The 15,216-nt window shown below is 73.8% G+C and carries 13 protein-coding genes, 1 tRNA gene and 1 pseudogene; 5 read left to right on the plus strand and 10 right to left on the minus strand.

Translation table 11 applies throughout. From position 1 onward, the window contains the following. Nucleotides 1–18 precede the first annotated feature (18 nt). The 3 genes from AB0D67_RS04950 to lat all read left to right on the plus strand — a co-directional run bounded on the left by AB0D67_RS04950 (nucleotide 19) and on the right by lat (nucleotide 3,125). The gene (locus tag AB0D67_RS04950) at nucleotides 19–915 is read left to right on the plus strand and encodes a universal stress protein (protein WP_362930012.1); all 897 of its coding nucleotides are present in this window, start codon (nucleotides 19–21) and stop codon (nucleotides 913–915) included. A gap of 158 nt (nucleotides 916–1,073) precedes the next feature. Beyond that, a complete protein-coding gene (locus AB0D67_RS04955; RefSeq protein WP_362930014.1) occupies nucleotides 1,074–1,634 on the plus strand; it encodes an HdeD family acid-resistance protein in 561 nt (186 codons plus the stop codon). A gap of 189 nt (nucleotides 1,635–1,823) precedes the next feature. Beyond that, nucleotides 1,824–3,125: an L-lysine 6-transaminase gene (gene lat, locus AB0D67_RS04960; protein WP_362930016.1), complete on the plus strand. Its 1,302-nt coding sequence runs from the start codon at nucleotides 1,824–1,826 to the stop codon at nucleotides 3,123–3,125. 102 nt (nucleotides 3,126–3,227) lie between these two features. On the opposite strand, the gene AB0D67_RS04965 is transcribed toward lat, so the two are convergent. The 9 genes and pseudogenes from AB0D67_RS04965 to AB0D67_RS05005 form a co-directional block, all read right to left on the minus strand. Next, entirely contained in the window at nucleotides 3,228–4,103 is an 876-nt protein-coding gene (locus AB0D67_RS04965; RefSeq protein WP_362930018.1) for a metallophosphoesterase, read from the minus strand. Between the two features lie 277 nt (nucleotides 4,104–4,380). Further along, nucleotides 4,381–4,602 carry a hypothetical protein gene (locus tag AB0D67_RS04970; RefSeq protein ID WP_362930020.1) on the minus strand — a complete coding sequence of 74 codons (222 nt, stop codon included), beginning with the start codon at nucleotides 4,600–4,602 and terminating at the stop codon, nucleotides 4,381–4,383. 4 nt (nucleotides 4,603–4,606) lie between these two features. After that, nucleotides 4,607–4,816 (minus strand): annotated as a pseudogene (locus AB0D67_RS04975) (LuxR C-terminal-related transcriptional regulator); the annotation flags it as partial. A 208-nt stretch (nucleotides 4,817–5,024) separates the two neighbouring features. Then, nucleotides 5,025–5,100, minus strand: a tRNA-His gene (locus AB0D67_RS04980). 154 nt (nucleotides 5,101–5,254) lie between these two features. Continuing rightward, nucleotides 5,255–5,857, minus strand: a complete 603-nt coding sequence (gene orn / locus AB0D67_RS04985; protein ID WP_362930022.1) for an oligoribonuclease — start codon at nucleotides 5,855–5,857, stop codon at nucleotides 5,255–5,257. Between the two features lie 22 nt (nucleotides 5,858–5,879). Then, on the minus strand, nucleotides 5,880–7,097 hold the full coding sequence (locus AB0D67_RS04990; RefSeq protein WP_362930024.1) for a DUF2510 domain-containing protein: 1,218 nt from the start codon (nucleotides 7,095–7,097) through the stop codon (nucleotides 5,880–5,882). Between the two features lie 52 nt (nucleotides 7,098–7,149). Next, the gene (locus tag AB0D67_RS04995) at nucleotides 7,150–8,562 is read right to left on the minus strand and encodes a hypothetical protein (RefSeq protein WP_362930026.1); all 1,413 of its coding nucleotides are present in this window, start codon (nucleotides 8,560–8,562) and stop codon (nucleotides 7,150–7,152) included. Beyond that, nucleotides 8,559–10,328, minus strand: coding sequence for a protein kinase (locus tag AB0D67_RS05000; RefSeq protein WP_362930028.1), 1,770 nt, complete (start codon nucleotides 10,326–10,328; stop codon nucleotides 8,559–8,561). Before AB0D67_RS05000 ends, AB0D67_RS04995 begins: the two co-directional genes overlap by 4 nt. 246 nt (nucleotides 10,329–10,574) lie before the next feature. Further along, nucleotides 10,575–11,222, minus strand: a complete 648-nt coding sequence (locus tag AB0D67_RS05005) for a pyridoxamine 5'-phosphate oxidase family protein (protein ID WP_362930030.1) — start codon at nucleotides 11,220–11,222, stop codon at nucleotides 10,575–10,577. A 34-nt stretch (nucleotides 11,223–11,256) separates the two neighbouring features. On the opposite strand from AB0D67_RS05005, the gene AB0D67_RS05010 reads away from it, so the two are divergent. Continuing rightward, a complete protein-coding gene (locus AB0D67_RS05010; protein ID WP_362930032.1) occupies nucleotides 11,257–12,807 on the plus strand; it encodes a PLP-dependent aminotransferase family protein in 1,551 nt (516 codons plus the stop codon). 44 nt (nucleotides 12,808–12,851) lie between these two features. Further along, nucleotides 12,852–13,922: a phosphotransferase family protein gene (locus AB0D67_RS05015; RefSeq protein ID WP_362930034.1), complete on the plus strand. Its 1,071-nt coding sequence runs from the start codon at nucleotides 12,852–12,854 to the stop codon at nucleotides 13,920–13,922. Between the two features lie 201 nt (nucleotides 13,923–14,123). Here the strand turns inward: AB0D67_RS05015 and AB0D67_RS05020 are convergent, their stop codons facing one another. Next, nucleotides 14,124–15,215: an LCP family protein gene (locus tag AB0D67_RS05020; RefSeq protein ID WP_362930322.1), complete on the minus strand. Its 1,092-nt coding sequence runs from the start codon at nucleotides 15,213–15,215 to the stop codon at nucleotides 14,124–14,126. Nucleotide 15,216 lies beyond the last annotated feature (1 nt).

A 15,216-nucleotide genomic window follows, 5' to 3' on the forward strand; every position in this document is an offset into this window, starting at 1 on the left:
CCATCGAGGAGGAGAACGATGACCGGATCGATCGTCGTCGGGGCCGACGGCTCCGAGTCCGCGACGGCCGCGGTGGAGTGGGCCGCGCTGGACGCCGCGCGCGGCGGCGCGGCGCTGAGGGTCGTGCACGTGCGTGAGCCGTGGGCCGCCGCGTTCCCGCCGGCCGGGACCGGCGCGAACGAGGACGTGCGGACCCGCTACTGCGAGGACGTGCTGGACGCGGCGGTACGGCGGGCCCGCGAGTGCGCGCCGGAGATCGAGGTCACCGGCGCCGTGGTGACCGGCGCGGTGGTCGAGAGGCTGCGGGACGAGGCCGAACGGGCGGACGAGGTCGTGATCGGCAGCAGGGGGGCGGGCGGTTTCGCCGAGCTGCTGCTCGGGTCGGTGGGGCTGGGCCTGGCCGGACGGGCCCCCGGCCCGGTCGTCGTGGTCCGCGCCCCCGCCCGGACCGTCCACGGGACGGTCGTCGTCGGCTTCGACGGCTCCGAGCACTCCGAGGCCGCCCTCGGCCACGCGTTCGCCCAGGCCCGGCTGCGCGGGGCCCGATTGCGCGTGGTCCACGGGCGGCGGAACCCGGTGCTCCCCGTCCGCGCCCTCGACCACGCCTCCCTGCTGGAGGAGTCGTTCCAGGCGGAGGTCCGTACGGCCCGGCAGCGCCTGGAGCCCTGGCGGGAGAAGTACGCCGACGTCGAGGTGGCGGAGTCGGCCGTTCCGGCGCACCCGGTGCCCCTCCTGGCGGAGGAGTCGCGGAGCGCCGACCTGGTCGTCGTCGGGGCGCGGGGGCTGGGCGGGTTCGGCTCGGCCGTACTGGGCTCGGTCAGCCATGGCGTGCTGCACCACGCGCACTGCCCGGTCGCGGTCGTGCGGCCCCGCGAGGAGGACGAGGTGGGCCGGGAGCGTGGAGCGGACCGGTGAGGAGGGTGGGGAGCGCGGGGCGGGCCGGTGAGGAGGGCGGGGGCGCGGGGCGAGCCGCTGAGCCGGTGGATCTCGGGAAGATAAGACCCTTTTGACCGATCCGTGGCCTGCTGCCGGGGGATTTCTGGGCATAAATCGGTCAAAAGGGGAGGTGGGTCATGGAAGAGCTGACCCGTACATGGTGGGTCTATCTCGTTCGCGGAGCCTGCGCGATCCTGTTCGGCCTGCTGGCGATCCTCTGGCCGGGCATCACGGTCTTCGCCCTGGTCGTCGTCTTCGGCGTCTACGCCGTCGTCAACGGCGTGTTCGCCCTGTTCGGTTCGCGGGAGAGCGGCTCCCGGGCCTGGATGATCGCCTACGGCGTGCTGAGCGTCCTGGCCGGCGTCGCGGCCCTCGTCTGGCCGGGGATCACCGCGCTCGCCCTGCTGCTCCTGATCGCGGCCTGGGCCGTCGTCGTCGGCATCACGGAGATCATGGCGGGGATCCGCCTGCGCAGGGCCGCCACGGGGGAGTGGGCCTTCATCCTCAGCGGGGTGCTGGCGGTCCTGTTCGGCGTCCTGCTGTTCGCCTGGCCGGCCGCCGGCGCGCTGGCGGTCGTCTGGCTCATCGGCACGATGGCGATCGTCTACGGCGTCGCCCTGGTGGCGCTCGCCTTCCGGGTGCGGGCGCTCCACTCCCGCAGGGCCGGTCCCGCGGGGGCCGCTCCCACCCCCGCCTGACCCGGGGGTCACCGGGCCCGGAGCCGCCTTCCCGGCATCGGGGAGGCGGCTCCGCCGTACCGGGCGCCCGAAAAGGTCACCACGGGGAGACACCGAAGAATATTTATAAAAACAGCCTCTTCTGCGTAACGTCTCCATAGGGATGACCGTTCAACGGGGAATCATCTTCCCACACCCTGTGGAGGCGACATGGACGTTCACGGCCGGCTCTCTCGTCATCTGCTCGTCGACGGCTACCGCCTGGTGCTGGATCTGGAACGCAGCCGGGGCTCCCGGCTGGTCGACGCCCGCACCGGCCGGACCTACCTGGACTTCTACACCTTCTTCGCCTCCGCGCCGCTGGGTGTGAACCCGTTCGACGACGACCCCGCCTTCCTGGCCCTCCTCGGCAGGATCGCCGCGAACAAGCCGGCCAACCCCGACCTCTACACCGTCCACCTCGCCGACTTCACCGAGACCTTCGTCCGGGTGCTGGGCGACCCCGAGCTGCCGCACCTCTTCTTCGTCGAGGGCGGCGCGCTGGCCGTCGAGAACGCGCTGAAGTGCGCCTTCGACTGGAAGAGCCGCCGCAACGAGGCCGAGGGCCGCTCTCCCGGACTCGGCACCCGGGTCCTCCACCTCACCCGGGCCTTCCACGGCCGCAGCGGCTACACCCTCTCGCTGACCAACACCGACCCGGTCAAGACCGACCGCTTCCCGAAGTTCGACTGGCCGCGGATCGAGGTGCCCGCCGTCCACCTCGGCGACGTCGAGGCGGCCGAGGAGCGGGCCCTGGCCCAGGCCAGGGCGGCCTTCGAACGGCACCCGCACGACATCGCCTGCTTCATCGCCGAGCCCATCCAGGGCGAGGGCGGCGACAACCACATGCGGGCGGAGTTCCTCCAGGCGATGGAACGGCTCTGCCACGAGCACGACGCCCTGTTCGTCGTGGACGAGGTGCAGACCGGCGCGGGCACCACCGGCACCCCCTGGGCCCACCAGCAGCTCGGCCTGCGCCCCGACATCGTGGCCTTCGCCAAGAAGGTCCAGGTCGGCGGGATCATGGCGGGCCGCCGGGTGGGCCTGGTGCCCGACAACGTCTTCCGGGTGAGCGGGCGGATCAACTCCACCTGGGGCGGCGGGCTGGTGGACATGGTCCGCTCCCGCCGGATCCTGGAGATCATCGAGCGCGACGGGCTCATCGCCCGGGCCGGCGAGCTCGGAGCCGAGCTCCTCGCCGCGCTGCAGAAGATCCAGGCCGGCTTCCCCGAGCTGGTCGGCAACGCCAGGGGGCGCGGCCTCATGTGCGCCTTCGACCTGCCGGACCCGGCCGCGCGCGACCGGCTGGTCACCCTGCTCCGGCAGGACGAGGGCGTGCTCGTACTGCCCTGCGGCGAGCGGTCGGTACGGCTGCGCCCGGCCCTGTCGATCACCCGCGAGGAGCTGGAGGAGGGGACGGAGGCCGTCTCCCGCGCCCTGACCGCCCTGCGGGACGCGCCCCCGCCGGCCTAGCCGTACGGGGCCGCCCCGCCGTACGAAGCGGCCCGCCGTACGAAGCCGCTCCGCCGTACGAAGCCGCTCCGTTGGGCGGGGCGCCGTACGGCGGGGCGGAGGTCAGGCGCCGGGGACCCACCGGTAGTGGGTCGTCAGCCTCCCCTCGTCGTCCAGGACGTGGAAGGCGAGGGCGGGCGGGTGGGTCAGGTCGGCGTGGTCGTCGGCATGGGCCCGGTGGTCCCAGGGCAGCCGGAGCGTGGACACCACCCCGGGGGCCACCAGGAGGGGCCGGCCGGCGAAGGTCGTCGCCGCGGGGGTGTGGGCGTGCCCGCTCAGGAAGGCGAGGAGGTTCGGGTGGCGGTCCGCCAGTTCGGCCAGGCGCCGCTCGCCGAACTGGCGGATCTCGTCGACGTAGGGGATGGCCAGCGGGACCGGCGGGTGGTGGAAGCCGACCAGCACCGGCACGGTGTCCGGGGTGCCGTCGAGGACGTCCGCCAGCCAGGCCAGCGTCTCCTCCTCCAGGTGGCCGTGGTCCTTGCCGGGCACCGAGGAGTCGCACAGGGCGAGGACGAACCCGTTCCCCCGGTGGACCTGGTTGACCGGCGCCGCGACCTCGTCCACCGCGTCCGCGGCTCCGGGTTCCCCCGTCGCGGTCGTCCCGGGCGCTTCCGCCGCCGGTTCCGCCTCCGTCTCCGTCCGTCCTGTCTCCGCCGCCGTCCGCCCCGCCTCCGCGGGCCGTCCGAGCAGGACGCGGCGGAACGCGGCGCGCTCGTCGTGGTTGCCGGGGCAGGTCAGCACCGGGTGGCGGGACGTGAGGATCCGCCGGGCCAGCTCGTACTCGCCGGCCAGACCGTGGTCGGCGATGTCACCGGTGACCACGACGGCGTCCAGGTCCCAGGGCAGCCCCTCCAGATGGTCCATGACCGCGCGGGCGCGGTCGGCGCTGCGCTGTCCGTCGTCGATGTGGATGTCGCTGAGGTGGGCGATGACGATCACCGGTGGATCTCCTTTTCACGTGGTGTCCCGGCGGAAGGGGACGGCGGGACGCCGCGGGCCGCACGTCCGCGCGACGTACGCGGGTCCCGCGGGCCCGTGAGCACGGGCGGACTGGTGAACACGAACCTACGACGGCGACCGGACCACGGGTAAGATCCGGTTCCGTGCCGGATGACCGGTCCAACTCGCGGGTCGTTCTCCATCCGGACGTCGACACCGTGCGCGGCCGGCGGGCCGGCCCGCCCGATCTCGACGCCTTCCCGGGTGCTCACTGCCTTCAGCCCGCGTGCAGCCGCCGGCCTTCCCCGCGGACGAGCAGCACCGCCGCCGGCAGCGGGCAGACCGCCATGAACGCGCTCACCGGGAGATCGGCGCCCAGCGACTCCGCCAGGTTCCCGCCCAGGGCGCCGAGCAGCCAGAAGGGCACGGACAACCCGATGAGCAGTACGACGAACCGCAGAGGTGACCTGTTTGACGATATGTCGCGACTCTTGATCACATGATCATCGTATTCGGCCCTCGTTCGAGGCCTCCCGCTGCCTCCACAGGCCGATCGCGGTCATCCGGCAGTCGGCGCCGAGCTTGGCGTAGATCCGGTTCACGTGGTTCTTCACGGTCTTCTCGCTGAGGAAGAGGTGCTGGGCGATCTGCCCGTTGGAGCGGCCCGTGGCTATCAGTTCCATGACCTCCGCCTCGCGTCTGCTCAGGCCCGTCGCGACCCGCGGGTCGGCGGGATGGGGGGAGTGGGGGGCGTCGTCGGATCTCATCCGGCCTCCGTGGCGGCTACACGGTCAGGTCGCCGAAACCCCCCGGTCTTACGGCGAGGCGATGAAGTGAGCATAACCGGTTATATCTGGATTTGGTGATCCAGTCGCGGATGGAAAGCGGAACGGCCGGTCCCGTAGGACCGGCCGTTCCCCGTGGGGTGAGTGAAGGGACTTGAACCCTCGACATCCAGGACCACAACCTGGCGCTCTGCCAACTGAGCTACACCCACCGCGTCTGCCGTGGCAGCACATGGAAAAGTGTAGCGGTTCCCGGGAGTCGTTTCGTACCGCGTTTCGCGAACGCGTTCCGCTCCCGGCCCGTACGCCCGTTCCGTGCCGTGCCCGCGGCCTGGTCCGTGCCCCGTCCGCGGGCGTCCCGCGCCGTCAGGCCGGCTCCGCCGAGACGCCCTCGGCCAGCTCGCGTGCCGTGGCGGAGTCGGGTCCCGGCTGGGCCACGAAGACCGCCGCGCGGTAGTAGCGCAGCTCCCGGATGCTCTCGGTGATGTCGGCCAGCGCCCGGTGCCCGCCCTGCTTCTCCGGCGCGGAGAAGTACACCCGCGGATACCACCGCCGGGCCAGCTCCTTGACCGAGGACACGTCGACCATCCGGTAGTGCAGGAAGGCGTCCACCCCCGGCATGTCGCGCGCGATGAAGGAGCGGTCGGTGGCGATGGAGTTGCCGCACAGCGGCGCCCGCTTCGCCTCGGGGACGTGGCCCCTGATGTAGGACAGGACCATGGCCTCGGCCTCGGCCAGGGTCACCCCGCCCTCAAGGGACTCCAGCAGCCCGGACGCGGTGTGCATCTCCCGGACGACGTCCGACATCTGCTCCACCGCCTCCGGCGGGGGCTTGATCACCACGTCCATGCCCTCGTCGAGCTGGTTCAGCTCACTGTCCGTGACCACGCAGGCCACCTCGACAAGGGCGTCTCGGCCGAGATCGAGCCCGGTCATCTCACAGTCGATCCAGACCAGCAGGTCACTCATAGCCTTCAGCGTAGTCCCACCTTCAGGAGAGCTTGAGGGAGTCGACCACCCGGTCGACCACCTGGAGACCGAGGTTGTCGGGCACGGACATGTACATCAGCGCCGGGCGTCTGCCCGCGCCGCGGTCCACGAGCACCATGGCGCCGCGTTCCTTCTTGAACTTCCAGCCGTTGGCCTTGGCCTCCTTGGAGAAGTCCATGTCGAAGACGAGGAGCCAGGCGTCCCTGCCGCTCACCTTGATCGCCTTGTTCTCGATGATCTTCTTGTCGTGCGGGGGGCTGTAGAAGACCGGTTCGATGCCCAGCAGCAGCGACGCGAGGGTGGCCCGCATCCCGGGGACGCCGTCGTAGCCGAACCTGTCCGGCAGCTCGCCGGTGAAGACGTTGCCGACCCAGTCGTGGCCCTCGCCGTCGAAGTCCTTCTGGGAGATCGCCTCGACCCTGCTGCCGCCCAGGAAGCTCGTGCCGTCCGTACGGGTGCCGGGCGGCACCTTCCAGGGCTCACCGGGGAAGTCGTAGGACAGGCCGGAGGTGGAGTCGGAGATGCGTCCGTCCTCCGGCTGGGGCAGCTCGGGGCCGTCCGAGGGGAGCGGCTCCGGCGTCCCCGGGTCCGACGGCGAGGGCGTCGGTTCCGTGGTCGCAGCCGAAGGAGACGGGGGGCGGTCGTCCGCGCGCTCACGGCCCCCGGGGTTGATGAGGAACGCGGCGGCGACGATCGCCACGACCAGGACCACCGCGCCGCCGACGCCGAGGATCCAGGGCAGGGAGGCGTTCCGGCGCGGCTGCGGCGGGCCGTACGCGCCCGCGGGCAGTTGCGCCGTGACGTTCGGCGGGCCGCCCCACGGCGGCTGCCCGGACTGTCCAGGCTGCCCGGACCGTCCAGGCTGGCCGTACTGTCCAGGCTGGCCGTACTGACCGGACTGGCCGTGCCGGCCCTGTTGTCCGGGCCGGTCGTGATGCTCGTGCGGGCCGTACTGTCCCGGTTGTCCCGGTTGTCCCGGCTGGACGGGCGGGCCCGCCGGGGCCGGATGGTCGTGCGGACCGGTCCGGCCCGCCTGGCCGGGGAGCGGCCCGGCGGGGCCCGGCTGGCCGGGATGCTGCCCGGTCGGGGGCGGGGACGCCGGTCCGGCGGGGGTCTCCACCGGATGGGTGGCGTCGGTCCACTGGTTCCCGTCCCACCATCGCAGCTGCGGTGAGCCGTAGGGATCCGGGTACCAGCCGGCGGGGGTCTGCGTGGTCATGGCCGCCAGAGTAGTAAGAACCTATTTATCCCGCATTATCGGCTTATCCGGATCATGACGTGCATCGGTAGGTGAAAGTGGCCTTGTCCTGGAGTTTCTTCCCCTTGGGCAGGGGCGAGAGGACCTGCAGGGTGGCGGTCCCCCGGAAGTCCCCATTGCCGTTGATACTCCACCGCAGGGTCACCTCGTGCGAGGTCTTCCCGGCCTCGACCACTTCGGTCTTCTCGACCGGTGTCCTGCGGTCGCTCTGCCGCCACCGGTAGCGGACCTTCCCGGCGGAGCCGTTGGTGGAGAGCACGCCGGTGATCCTGACGAGCACGGAGCAGTCCTTCGGTTTCTTCGGCGGGATCACCCGCACCCCGGTCACCGCCAGCGGCGTCCCCGGGTCTTCCGGCCCGCGGAACAGCCAGGCCAGCACCCCGGCGGCCACCATCAGCGCGATGATCACCGAGGCGAGAGCCGTACGGCCGCGCCGGACCCGGCCGCCGGAGGCCCGCCGCCCGCGGGAGGCCGCGCCGGAAGACCCGTCACGGCCGCTCCGCCAGATCCGCGCGGCGTCGGTCTCCGCCGGCACCCCGGGCCCGAACCGCAGGACCGTGCTCTCGTCGCCTCCCGCGTGTTCGCCGCCCGCGGCGGCGGGCAGCAGCGTGGCGATCCCCCCCTCGTCCGGCAGTGGGGTCCCGGGAACGGGCCCCGGGAGGCCCGGAGGGCCCGGAGCAAGGGCGGCCTCCGCCTGTCGCCGGCGCGCGGCCTCCGCCAGCCGGTCGCGCCCGGCGAACCCCTCCGGCAGCAGGTCGCGTCCGGCCAGCAGGACGTCACGGGCCTGGGGGAGGCCCCGGGCGGAGGCGGTCGCCGCCGCCCGCTCCAGGAGCCCGGCCGCCTCCGGGTACGGCGCCGCCCAGCGGGCGGCCAGGTCCATGGCGAGCGAGGCCCACGCCGTGACGTCGTGCTCCGGGGCCGCGGGACGGTCGCGCAGCGCCCCGGCCAGCCCGCGCTCGGCGAGCAACGCCGACCCGTCGGCGGCGATCACCACCGTGCCCGGGTGCAGCGCGCCGTGGGCCAGGCCCGCCGCGTGCAGTGCCAGGAGCGTCTGCGCGGTCTCCACCAGGACCGCGGCCGCGCCGCCCGCACCGGGCCCCTGGGCGGCGGGCGGTTCGGACAGCAGGTCGGCCAGCGTGGGGCCGGCGGGCTCCGAGGTGAGCAGCCAGACGTCGTCCCCGGCCGCGACCAGGTCGGCGATCGGGAGCAGCCCGATCCGGCCGCCCCGGGCGAGATTCAGGTCGGAGGTCACGGTCCCGGCCAGCCGTCGCCGCGCCGCCGGGTCGGCGACCAGCTCCGGGGAGAAGCGCAGGGCGCCGCCCGGCCGTCCGTCGGCCGCCACCGCCGACCACCAGTCGCCCAGTTCCCCGGTGCGTGTCCGGTGGGCCGGCCGGAATCCGGCGAGGCCCTCCGGGTCCGGGCTCACCGCCGGGTCCGGCCGTCCGGGCGCCCGCGGCGCCGTCCGGCCGTGCCCCGTCCGGCGGCGAACGGGACGGCGCCGCCGGTCAGCGCACCGAGGGCGAGGAACGCGGTGGACGCGGTCTCGCCGGACGGGGTGGGTGAGAAGGTGAGGCCCGCCCCGCCGGAGCGTGTCGGAGAGGGATTGGTCTCGCCGCCCCCCTCGGTGGGGGAGGGGCTCTCGGTCTTCGGCGGCCTCGGCGGCCGCGTCGCCTGCGGGGCGGAGGTCTGCGGCGTGGAGGTGGCCCGGGGCGGTGAGGTCCGCGTCGGCTGCTCGCCCGGACCGCCGATGTCGGAGGTCTCCTCATCGGTCGCGGTCGCGCTCGGTGAGGGCTTCCGGCTGGGAGCGGGCCGGTGCGGGCGGCGGGTCCGCGTCGGGGTGGCCGACGGTTTCGCGGTGGCCCTGGAAGGCCGGGCGGTGGGCCGGCGCGCGGGCGGCACCGGCGGCGGGCTGGCCGCGGAGGTCGCCGCCGGGGGCTCGTCGGTCGCCGACGGGCTGGGCGTGGCCTTCGCCGTGGGCTCCTCCGACGTCTCCTCCTGCGGCTCGTCGGTCTCCCCGGGGGTGATCGACTCCACCGGCTCCGAGGGGGTCGCGCTCGCGGTGGCGGCCGAGCTGCGGGCCTGGATCTCGCTGGAGCCGGAGGAGTTGACCAGCACCATCCCGATGACGCCGATCAGCGCGACGCACCCGACGCCGACCAGGATCTTGGAGCGCCGCCTGGACATCACCGCCCGCCAGCCGTGGTCGTCCAGGTCCAGGTCCTCATACCCGTCCGACCCGGTCCCTCCCGGCACCGGGTCGCCCAGGTCGGTCTCGGCGAGCGAGGTGTGCGCCTCCGAGGTCGCCGGCTTGCGCGGGAAGGGAAGGAGCGACGCCATGATCCCGGCGAGCGCCGCCAGGCGGCGGCGCCCCCGCTCCTCCCAGTCGGGGCCGTAGGCGTCGGCGGCCACCGCCTCCAGCTCGGTGAGGAAGGCGATGGCGGTCGGCGGGCGGTCGGTCTCGTGCTTGGCCAGGCCCCGCTCCACCAGGCCCCGCAGGGCCGAGGGCACCTCCTCCGTCGGAGGGGCCATGCTCTGGTGCTGCCGGGCCAGCGCGGCGATGTTCGTCCCGCGGAACGGGCGGGCGCCCGTCAGGCACTCGAAGAACACGGCGGTGGCCGCGTAGACGTCGGTGGCGGGGGAGGCCGGGCCTCCGGACCACTGCTCCGGCGCCATGTAGGGCGGCGTGCCCGCCGGGACGTCCCCCTCGCCGGAGCGGACGGCGATGCCGAAGTCGACCAGCCGGCTCGTGCCGTCGGGCTCGATCAGGACGTTCTCGGGCTTGAAGTCGCGGTGCACGACGTTGATCTTGTGGGCGGCGGCCAGGCCGGTGAGCGCCCCCTTGAGCACCGTCAGCGCGGCCTCCGGGCCGGTCGGCCCCTCCGAACGGAGGACGGCCCGCAGCGGGACGCCGTTGACCAGCTCCATGACGATCGCGGCGCCCTCGCCGGTCTCGACGTAGTCGTAGAGCCGGACGGCGTGGGGGCTGTCGAGGGTGTAGAGCACCCGGGCCTCGTGCCGGAAGCGCGCGACGAAGCCGACGTCGCCCCTGAGCCTGTCGGACAGGTATTTGATCGCCACGAGGACGTCGTCGGCGTCGTGCCGGGCCATCATCACCCGGCCGGCGGCACCGGCGCCCAGCTCGCGGATCTCCGTATAGCCGGGGACTCGCCAGGCCGATGACGTGCCGTACATGCGGTCTCCTCAGTTGACTGGGCCCCCACCCATGAAAGACGGACCGTAGCTTAGCGACAGAACCTCGGTTTCCGGTGATTAACCACAAATCATCAGAACGCCTGTAAAAGCGGGGGCGTACGGCCCGCGGGAAACCCTTCCGGCGGTGGCGGCGGTGACCGGTCCGGCGCGGGGGGACGATGTGCCCTACCGGTCTGGCGCGGGGGACCGGCGTGCCCTGTCGGCCCGGCGCGGGGACGGCGTGCCTTATCGGCCCGGCGCGGCGCGGGAGACGACGTGCCCCGGGACGTCCACCCCCGCGGCCAGGGCGGGATCGGCCTCCGGCTCGCCCCAGGAGGCGTGCAGCGGCAGCACCCCGGCCCAGACGGGCAGCGCGTAGTCCTCCTCCTCGTCACCCGGCGGGCCTTGCCGTACCTTCACCGACGCCTCCGCCAGGGAGAGGGCCACCACGGCGGTGGCGGCGAGCTCCTTCCGCGTCGGCGGGCGGACGGCGTCCCACTGACCGGGCGCGAGCTGCTCGGTGATCGCGCGCAGTCCCTCCATCCGCTCCTCCGGGTCCGTCACGACGCGGGGACGGCCGTAGACCACGGCGGAGCGGTAGTTCACCGAGTGGTTGAAGACCGAGCGGGCCAGCACGATCCCGTCCAGGTGGGTCACCGTGACGCACACCTCGCCCTCCGCCCGCAGCGACGAGGAGCCGGTCGAGCCGTGCAGGTAGAGGGTGTCGCCGATGCGGCCGTAGCAGGTGGGGAGCACCATCGGCGCCCCGTCGGCCCGCACCACGCCCAGATGGCAGACCAGCCCGGCGTCCAGCACCTCGTACAGGTCCTCACGGCCGGTCCTGGCCCGTTCCCCCATGCGGCCGGGACGGGTGCGCGGAGTCGTGGAAAGCATGCCTCTAACCTATGAAGAAGTGGACATGGGGAACATGGCCACTTTTCTGTGCTTCCGGGAGACCACTTTGCCGCGTACCTCCGTCGACCTGCCCGTCTCGGTGGACCGCGACGCCCTCGTCCCGCTCACCGTCCAGCTCGGGAACCGGCTCCGCTCCGCCATGCGCGACGGCACCATCAAGTCCGGCGAGCGCCTGCCCTCCACCCGCGCCCTCGCCCGGCAGCTCGCGGTCAGCCGCACCGTCGTCACCGAGGCGTACCAGCAGTTGTACGCCGAGGGCTGGCTGGACGGCCGCCACGGCTCGGGCACCTACGTGGCCGACGTGGTCGTCCACGCGCCCTCCCAACCGGTCGCCCCCGCCGTCGCGCCCGCGCCCGCTCCCGTCGCGTCGGCCGGAGCGGCGGGGGCCGCCGGAGCCACCGGTTCCGTTCCCGCCGGTTCCGTTCCCAACGGTCCCGTTCCCGCCGGTTCCGTTCCCGCCGTGAGGAGCGCCGCTTCCGCCGGTCCCGGCGGGCCTCCCACGAAGCACGTGATCGACCTGCGTCCCGGCCGGCCCTGGGTCCGCGACCTCGACCGGGCCGCCTGGCGCCGGGCCTGGCGGGCCGCCGCCGACCTGCCGCCGGGGGACGACCCCGACCCCTACGGCCTGCCCCGCCTGCGCGAGGCGCTGGCCGAGCATCTGCGCAGGACCCGGACGGTCGCCGTGGGCCCGGAGGACATCATGGTCACCCGGGGTACCGGCAACGGCCTCGACCTCATCGCCGCCACGCTGCTGCGTCCCGGCGACCGGGCGGGCGTCGAGGACCCCGGCTACCGGGTCGCCGGCAACGTCTTCGCCGCCCGGGGCGCCGAGATCGTGCCCTGCCCGGTGGACCGGGACGGCGTCGTCGTCGAGGAGCTCCCCGACGACCTGCGCGTCCTCTACACCACCCCCGCCCACCAGTACCCGCTCGGCGGACGCCTGCCGATCCCGCGGCGGGAGCGCCTGCTGGCCTGGGCCCGCCGTACCGGCGCGATTGTTGTGGAGGACGACTACGACGCCGAGTTCCGCTACGACGTCGCCCCGCTGCCCGCGCTGCACTGCCTGGACTCCGAACGCGTCGTCCTGCTCGGCACGCTGTCGAAGTCCCTGTCCCCGGACGTGGGGGTCGGCTGGCTGGTGGCCGCGCCCGGCCTGCTCGCCGCCGTCGCCCGGACCCGCCACGACCTGGCCGACCGTACCGGCGGCCCGGTCCAGCAGGCGGTCGCCGTACTGCTGGAGAGGGGAGACCTGGACCGGCACCTGCGGCGCATGCGGCTGGAGTACGCCCGCCGGCGCGCCGCCGTCGTCGACGCGCTGGGCCCGCTGGTCAGCGGCGACACCGCGGGGCTGCACGTGATGATCGAGATCCCGCCCTCCGCCGTCCCCTCCGTCGTCGCCCGCGCCGCGGAGCGGGGCGTGCTCGTCGACTGGACCGAGAGCCCGCGCCGCAGCGACCGGCCGCGCCGGCACGGGCTGGTGCTCGGGTACGGCGCCGCCTCACTGACCGAGGTCAGGCGGGGCGCCGCGGTGATCGCCGAGCTGATCGGGGACACACGGCGGTGACCCGTCTGGCGGATGAGCGCCGAATGGCGTTCTAATGTTTGGTCATGAGCACGCCCGGCATCAACTGGTCCCGCCTGGTCGCCTGGATGGCGAGCAACGTCCCCGACCTGGGGGAGCCCACCGGGGTCTCCCTCATCTCGGGCGGGAAGTCCAACCTGACGTATCGGATCGACACCCGCATCGACACCCGGGCCGGCACCCCGACCGGCGCCGAGGACCGCGCCCTGGTCCTGCGCCGTCCCCCGCTCGGCCACGTCCTGCCCACCGCGCACGACATGCGCCGGGAGTGGCGGGTCATCTCGGCGCTGGCCGGGACGGCGGTGCCGGTGCCCGAGCCGATCGCCCTCTGCGTCGACGAGGACGTCATCGGCGCGCCGTTCTACCTGATGGGACACGTCGAGGGGCAGGCCGTCAGGGGGCGGCAGGACGCCGAGCTGTCGCCCGGGGACGCCAGGGCGCTCTCGGAACGGCTCGCCGAGATCCTGGCGGCCATCCACGCCGTCGACTACGAGGCCGTCGGCCTGGCCGGGTTCGGCCGCCCCGACGGGTACATGGTCCGCCAGCTCGAACGCTGGGGGCAGCAGTGGGAGCGCTCGAAGACCCGCGAGCTGCCCGAGTACGACCGGCTCGCCGCGCGGCTGCGCGACCGCCTGCCCGGCACCTCCCGCGCCGCCCTCGTGCACGGCGACTACCGCCTGGACAACACGCTGGTACGGCTCGCCCCCGGCGCGGCCCCCGACATCCGGGCGGTCGTCGACTGGGAGATGTCCACCCTGGGCGATCCGATCGCGGACCTCGGCCTGACCCTGACCTACTGGCACGACCCCGGCGACGACGAACGCGCCGCCCTGCCGGTCGCCGGCGACATCACCCTCACCCCCGGCTTCCTCGACAGCCGGGGGTTCGCCGAGCACTACGCCCGGGTGTCCGGCGCCGACCTGGGCGACCTGGACTTCTACCTGGCGTTCGGCAACTACAAGCTGGCGGTCATCGTGGAGGGCATCCACGCCCGCTTCGTCCAGGGCAAGACGGTCGGGGAGGGGTTCGACGAGATCGGGGCCGCGGTGCCGCTGCTGGTCGCCCGGGCGCACCGGGCGCTGGACGAGGGGCTCTGACCCGCCGCGCCTCTCGTTGCGACGGCCCTCGCCTCCGTCTTGCTCCGTCCTCGCGGCGCCTTCGCCCTCGCCGCGAGGACGCCCCGTCGGGACTCCGCCTCGGATGTGTCCCGCGACGTCTCCGGCCCTCTGGATGCGTCCTCGCGGCGCGTGCTCGCCATGAGCGCGCTCCCCGGCCCGCTCGCCGGGGAGCGCGCGGCCCTACTTCTTCTGGAGCCCGGCGAACAGCCGCTCGGCGGCGCGGGAGTCCCACTGCAGCCGGTTATGGTCGGCGGGGTGCTGGTACGTCGGCACGATCACGAACTCGACGTCACCGGGTCTGACCGTCCGCAGGCTCTCGGCGACGGCGGACATCGTCTCGGCGTCGAACGCGGGGTCGGTCCTGACCCACTTTCGTGCCTCGGTGAGGAAGCCCGCCAGCTTCGCCGGATCGCCGGTCAGCTTCTCCGCCTTCTTCACCAGGGCGGCCATCAGCCGCTGCTGGCGTTGGACGCGCATGAGGTCCGAGCCGTCGCCCAGGGCGTAGCGAACCCGCGCGTAGCCCAGCGCGGCCCTGCCGTCCAGCATCTGCCGGCCGGCGGGGAGCCGCACCTTCGCCTTGGGGTCGACCACCGGCCGCGGCAGCGTCACCTCCACCCCGCCCAGCGCGTCCACCAGCTTCGCGAACCCGGAGAAGTCGGTCTCCATCGCGTGGTCGACGCGGATCCCGGTCAGGGACTCCACCGTCTTCCACGCGCAGCTCAGCCCGCCCTTCCTGTAAGCAGAGTTGATCATGTCGGTCCGGGCCGGGACGGGCTTCCCGCCGGGGGTCTCGCAGGAGGGGATCCAGACGAGCGAGTCGCGGGGGAAGGAGACGACCGTGGCCTTCTTCCGCCCGGCGGGCAGGTGGATCAGCAGCATCGTGTCACTGCGGGCGCCGGTGCCCGCCCGGTGGCGGGGGTTGAGCGCCTCGCTGTCGGTGCCGACGAACAGGATGTCGAGGGTTCCGTCGGCGGCGGGCGGGCGCCTGCCCTCAGGGGCCGTGACGGACGGGTCCCCGACGGTCGCCTGGAAGCCGTAGGCCCGGAGCACCACGGGGACGGCGACGGCGGCGGCCGCGGTGACCGCGGCGGCCAGGCCGAGCGCCGCCCAGCCGCGCGTCACCCGGAGCGGCCGGGCGGCCGGGAACATCCGGGACGTCCGCCGAGGGCGGGACGCGGCGCCGAGGAGACGCCGCCGCTGGTGCGCCAGCGTCGCCGGCGGCTCGTGCTCCAGGTCGCGGCCGAGGTCGCGGAGAATCGTCAGGTCGTCCATG

Source organism: Streptosporangium sp. NPDC048047 (genome assembly GCF_040653115.1).
In the GTDB taxonomy this organism is placed as follows: domain Bacteria; phylum Actinomycetota; class Actinomycetes; order Streptosporangiales; family Streptosporangiaceae; genus Streptosporangium.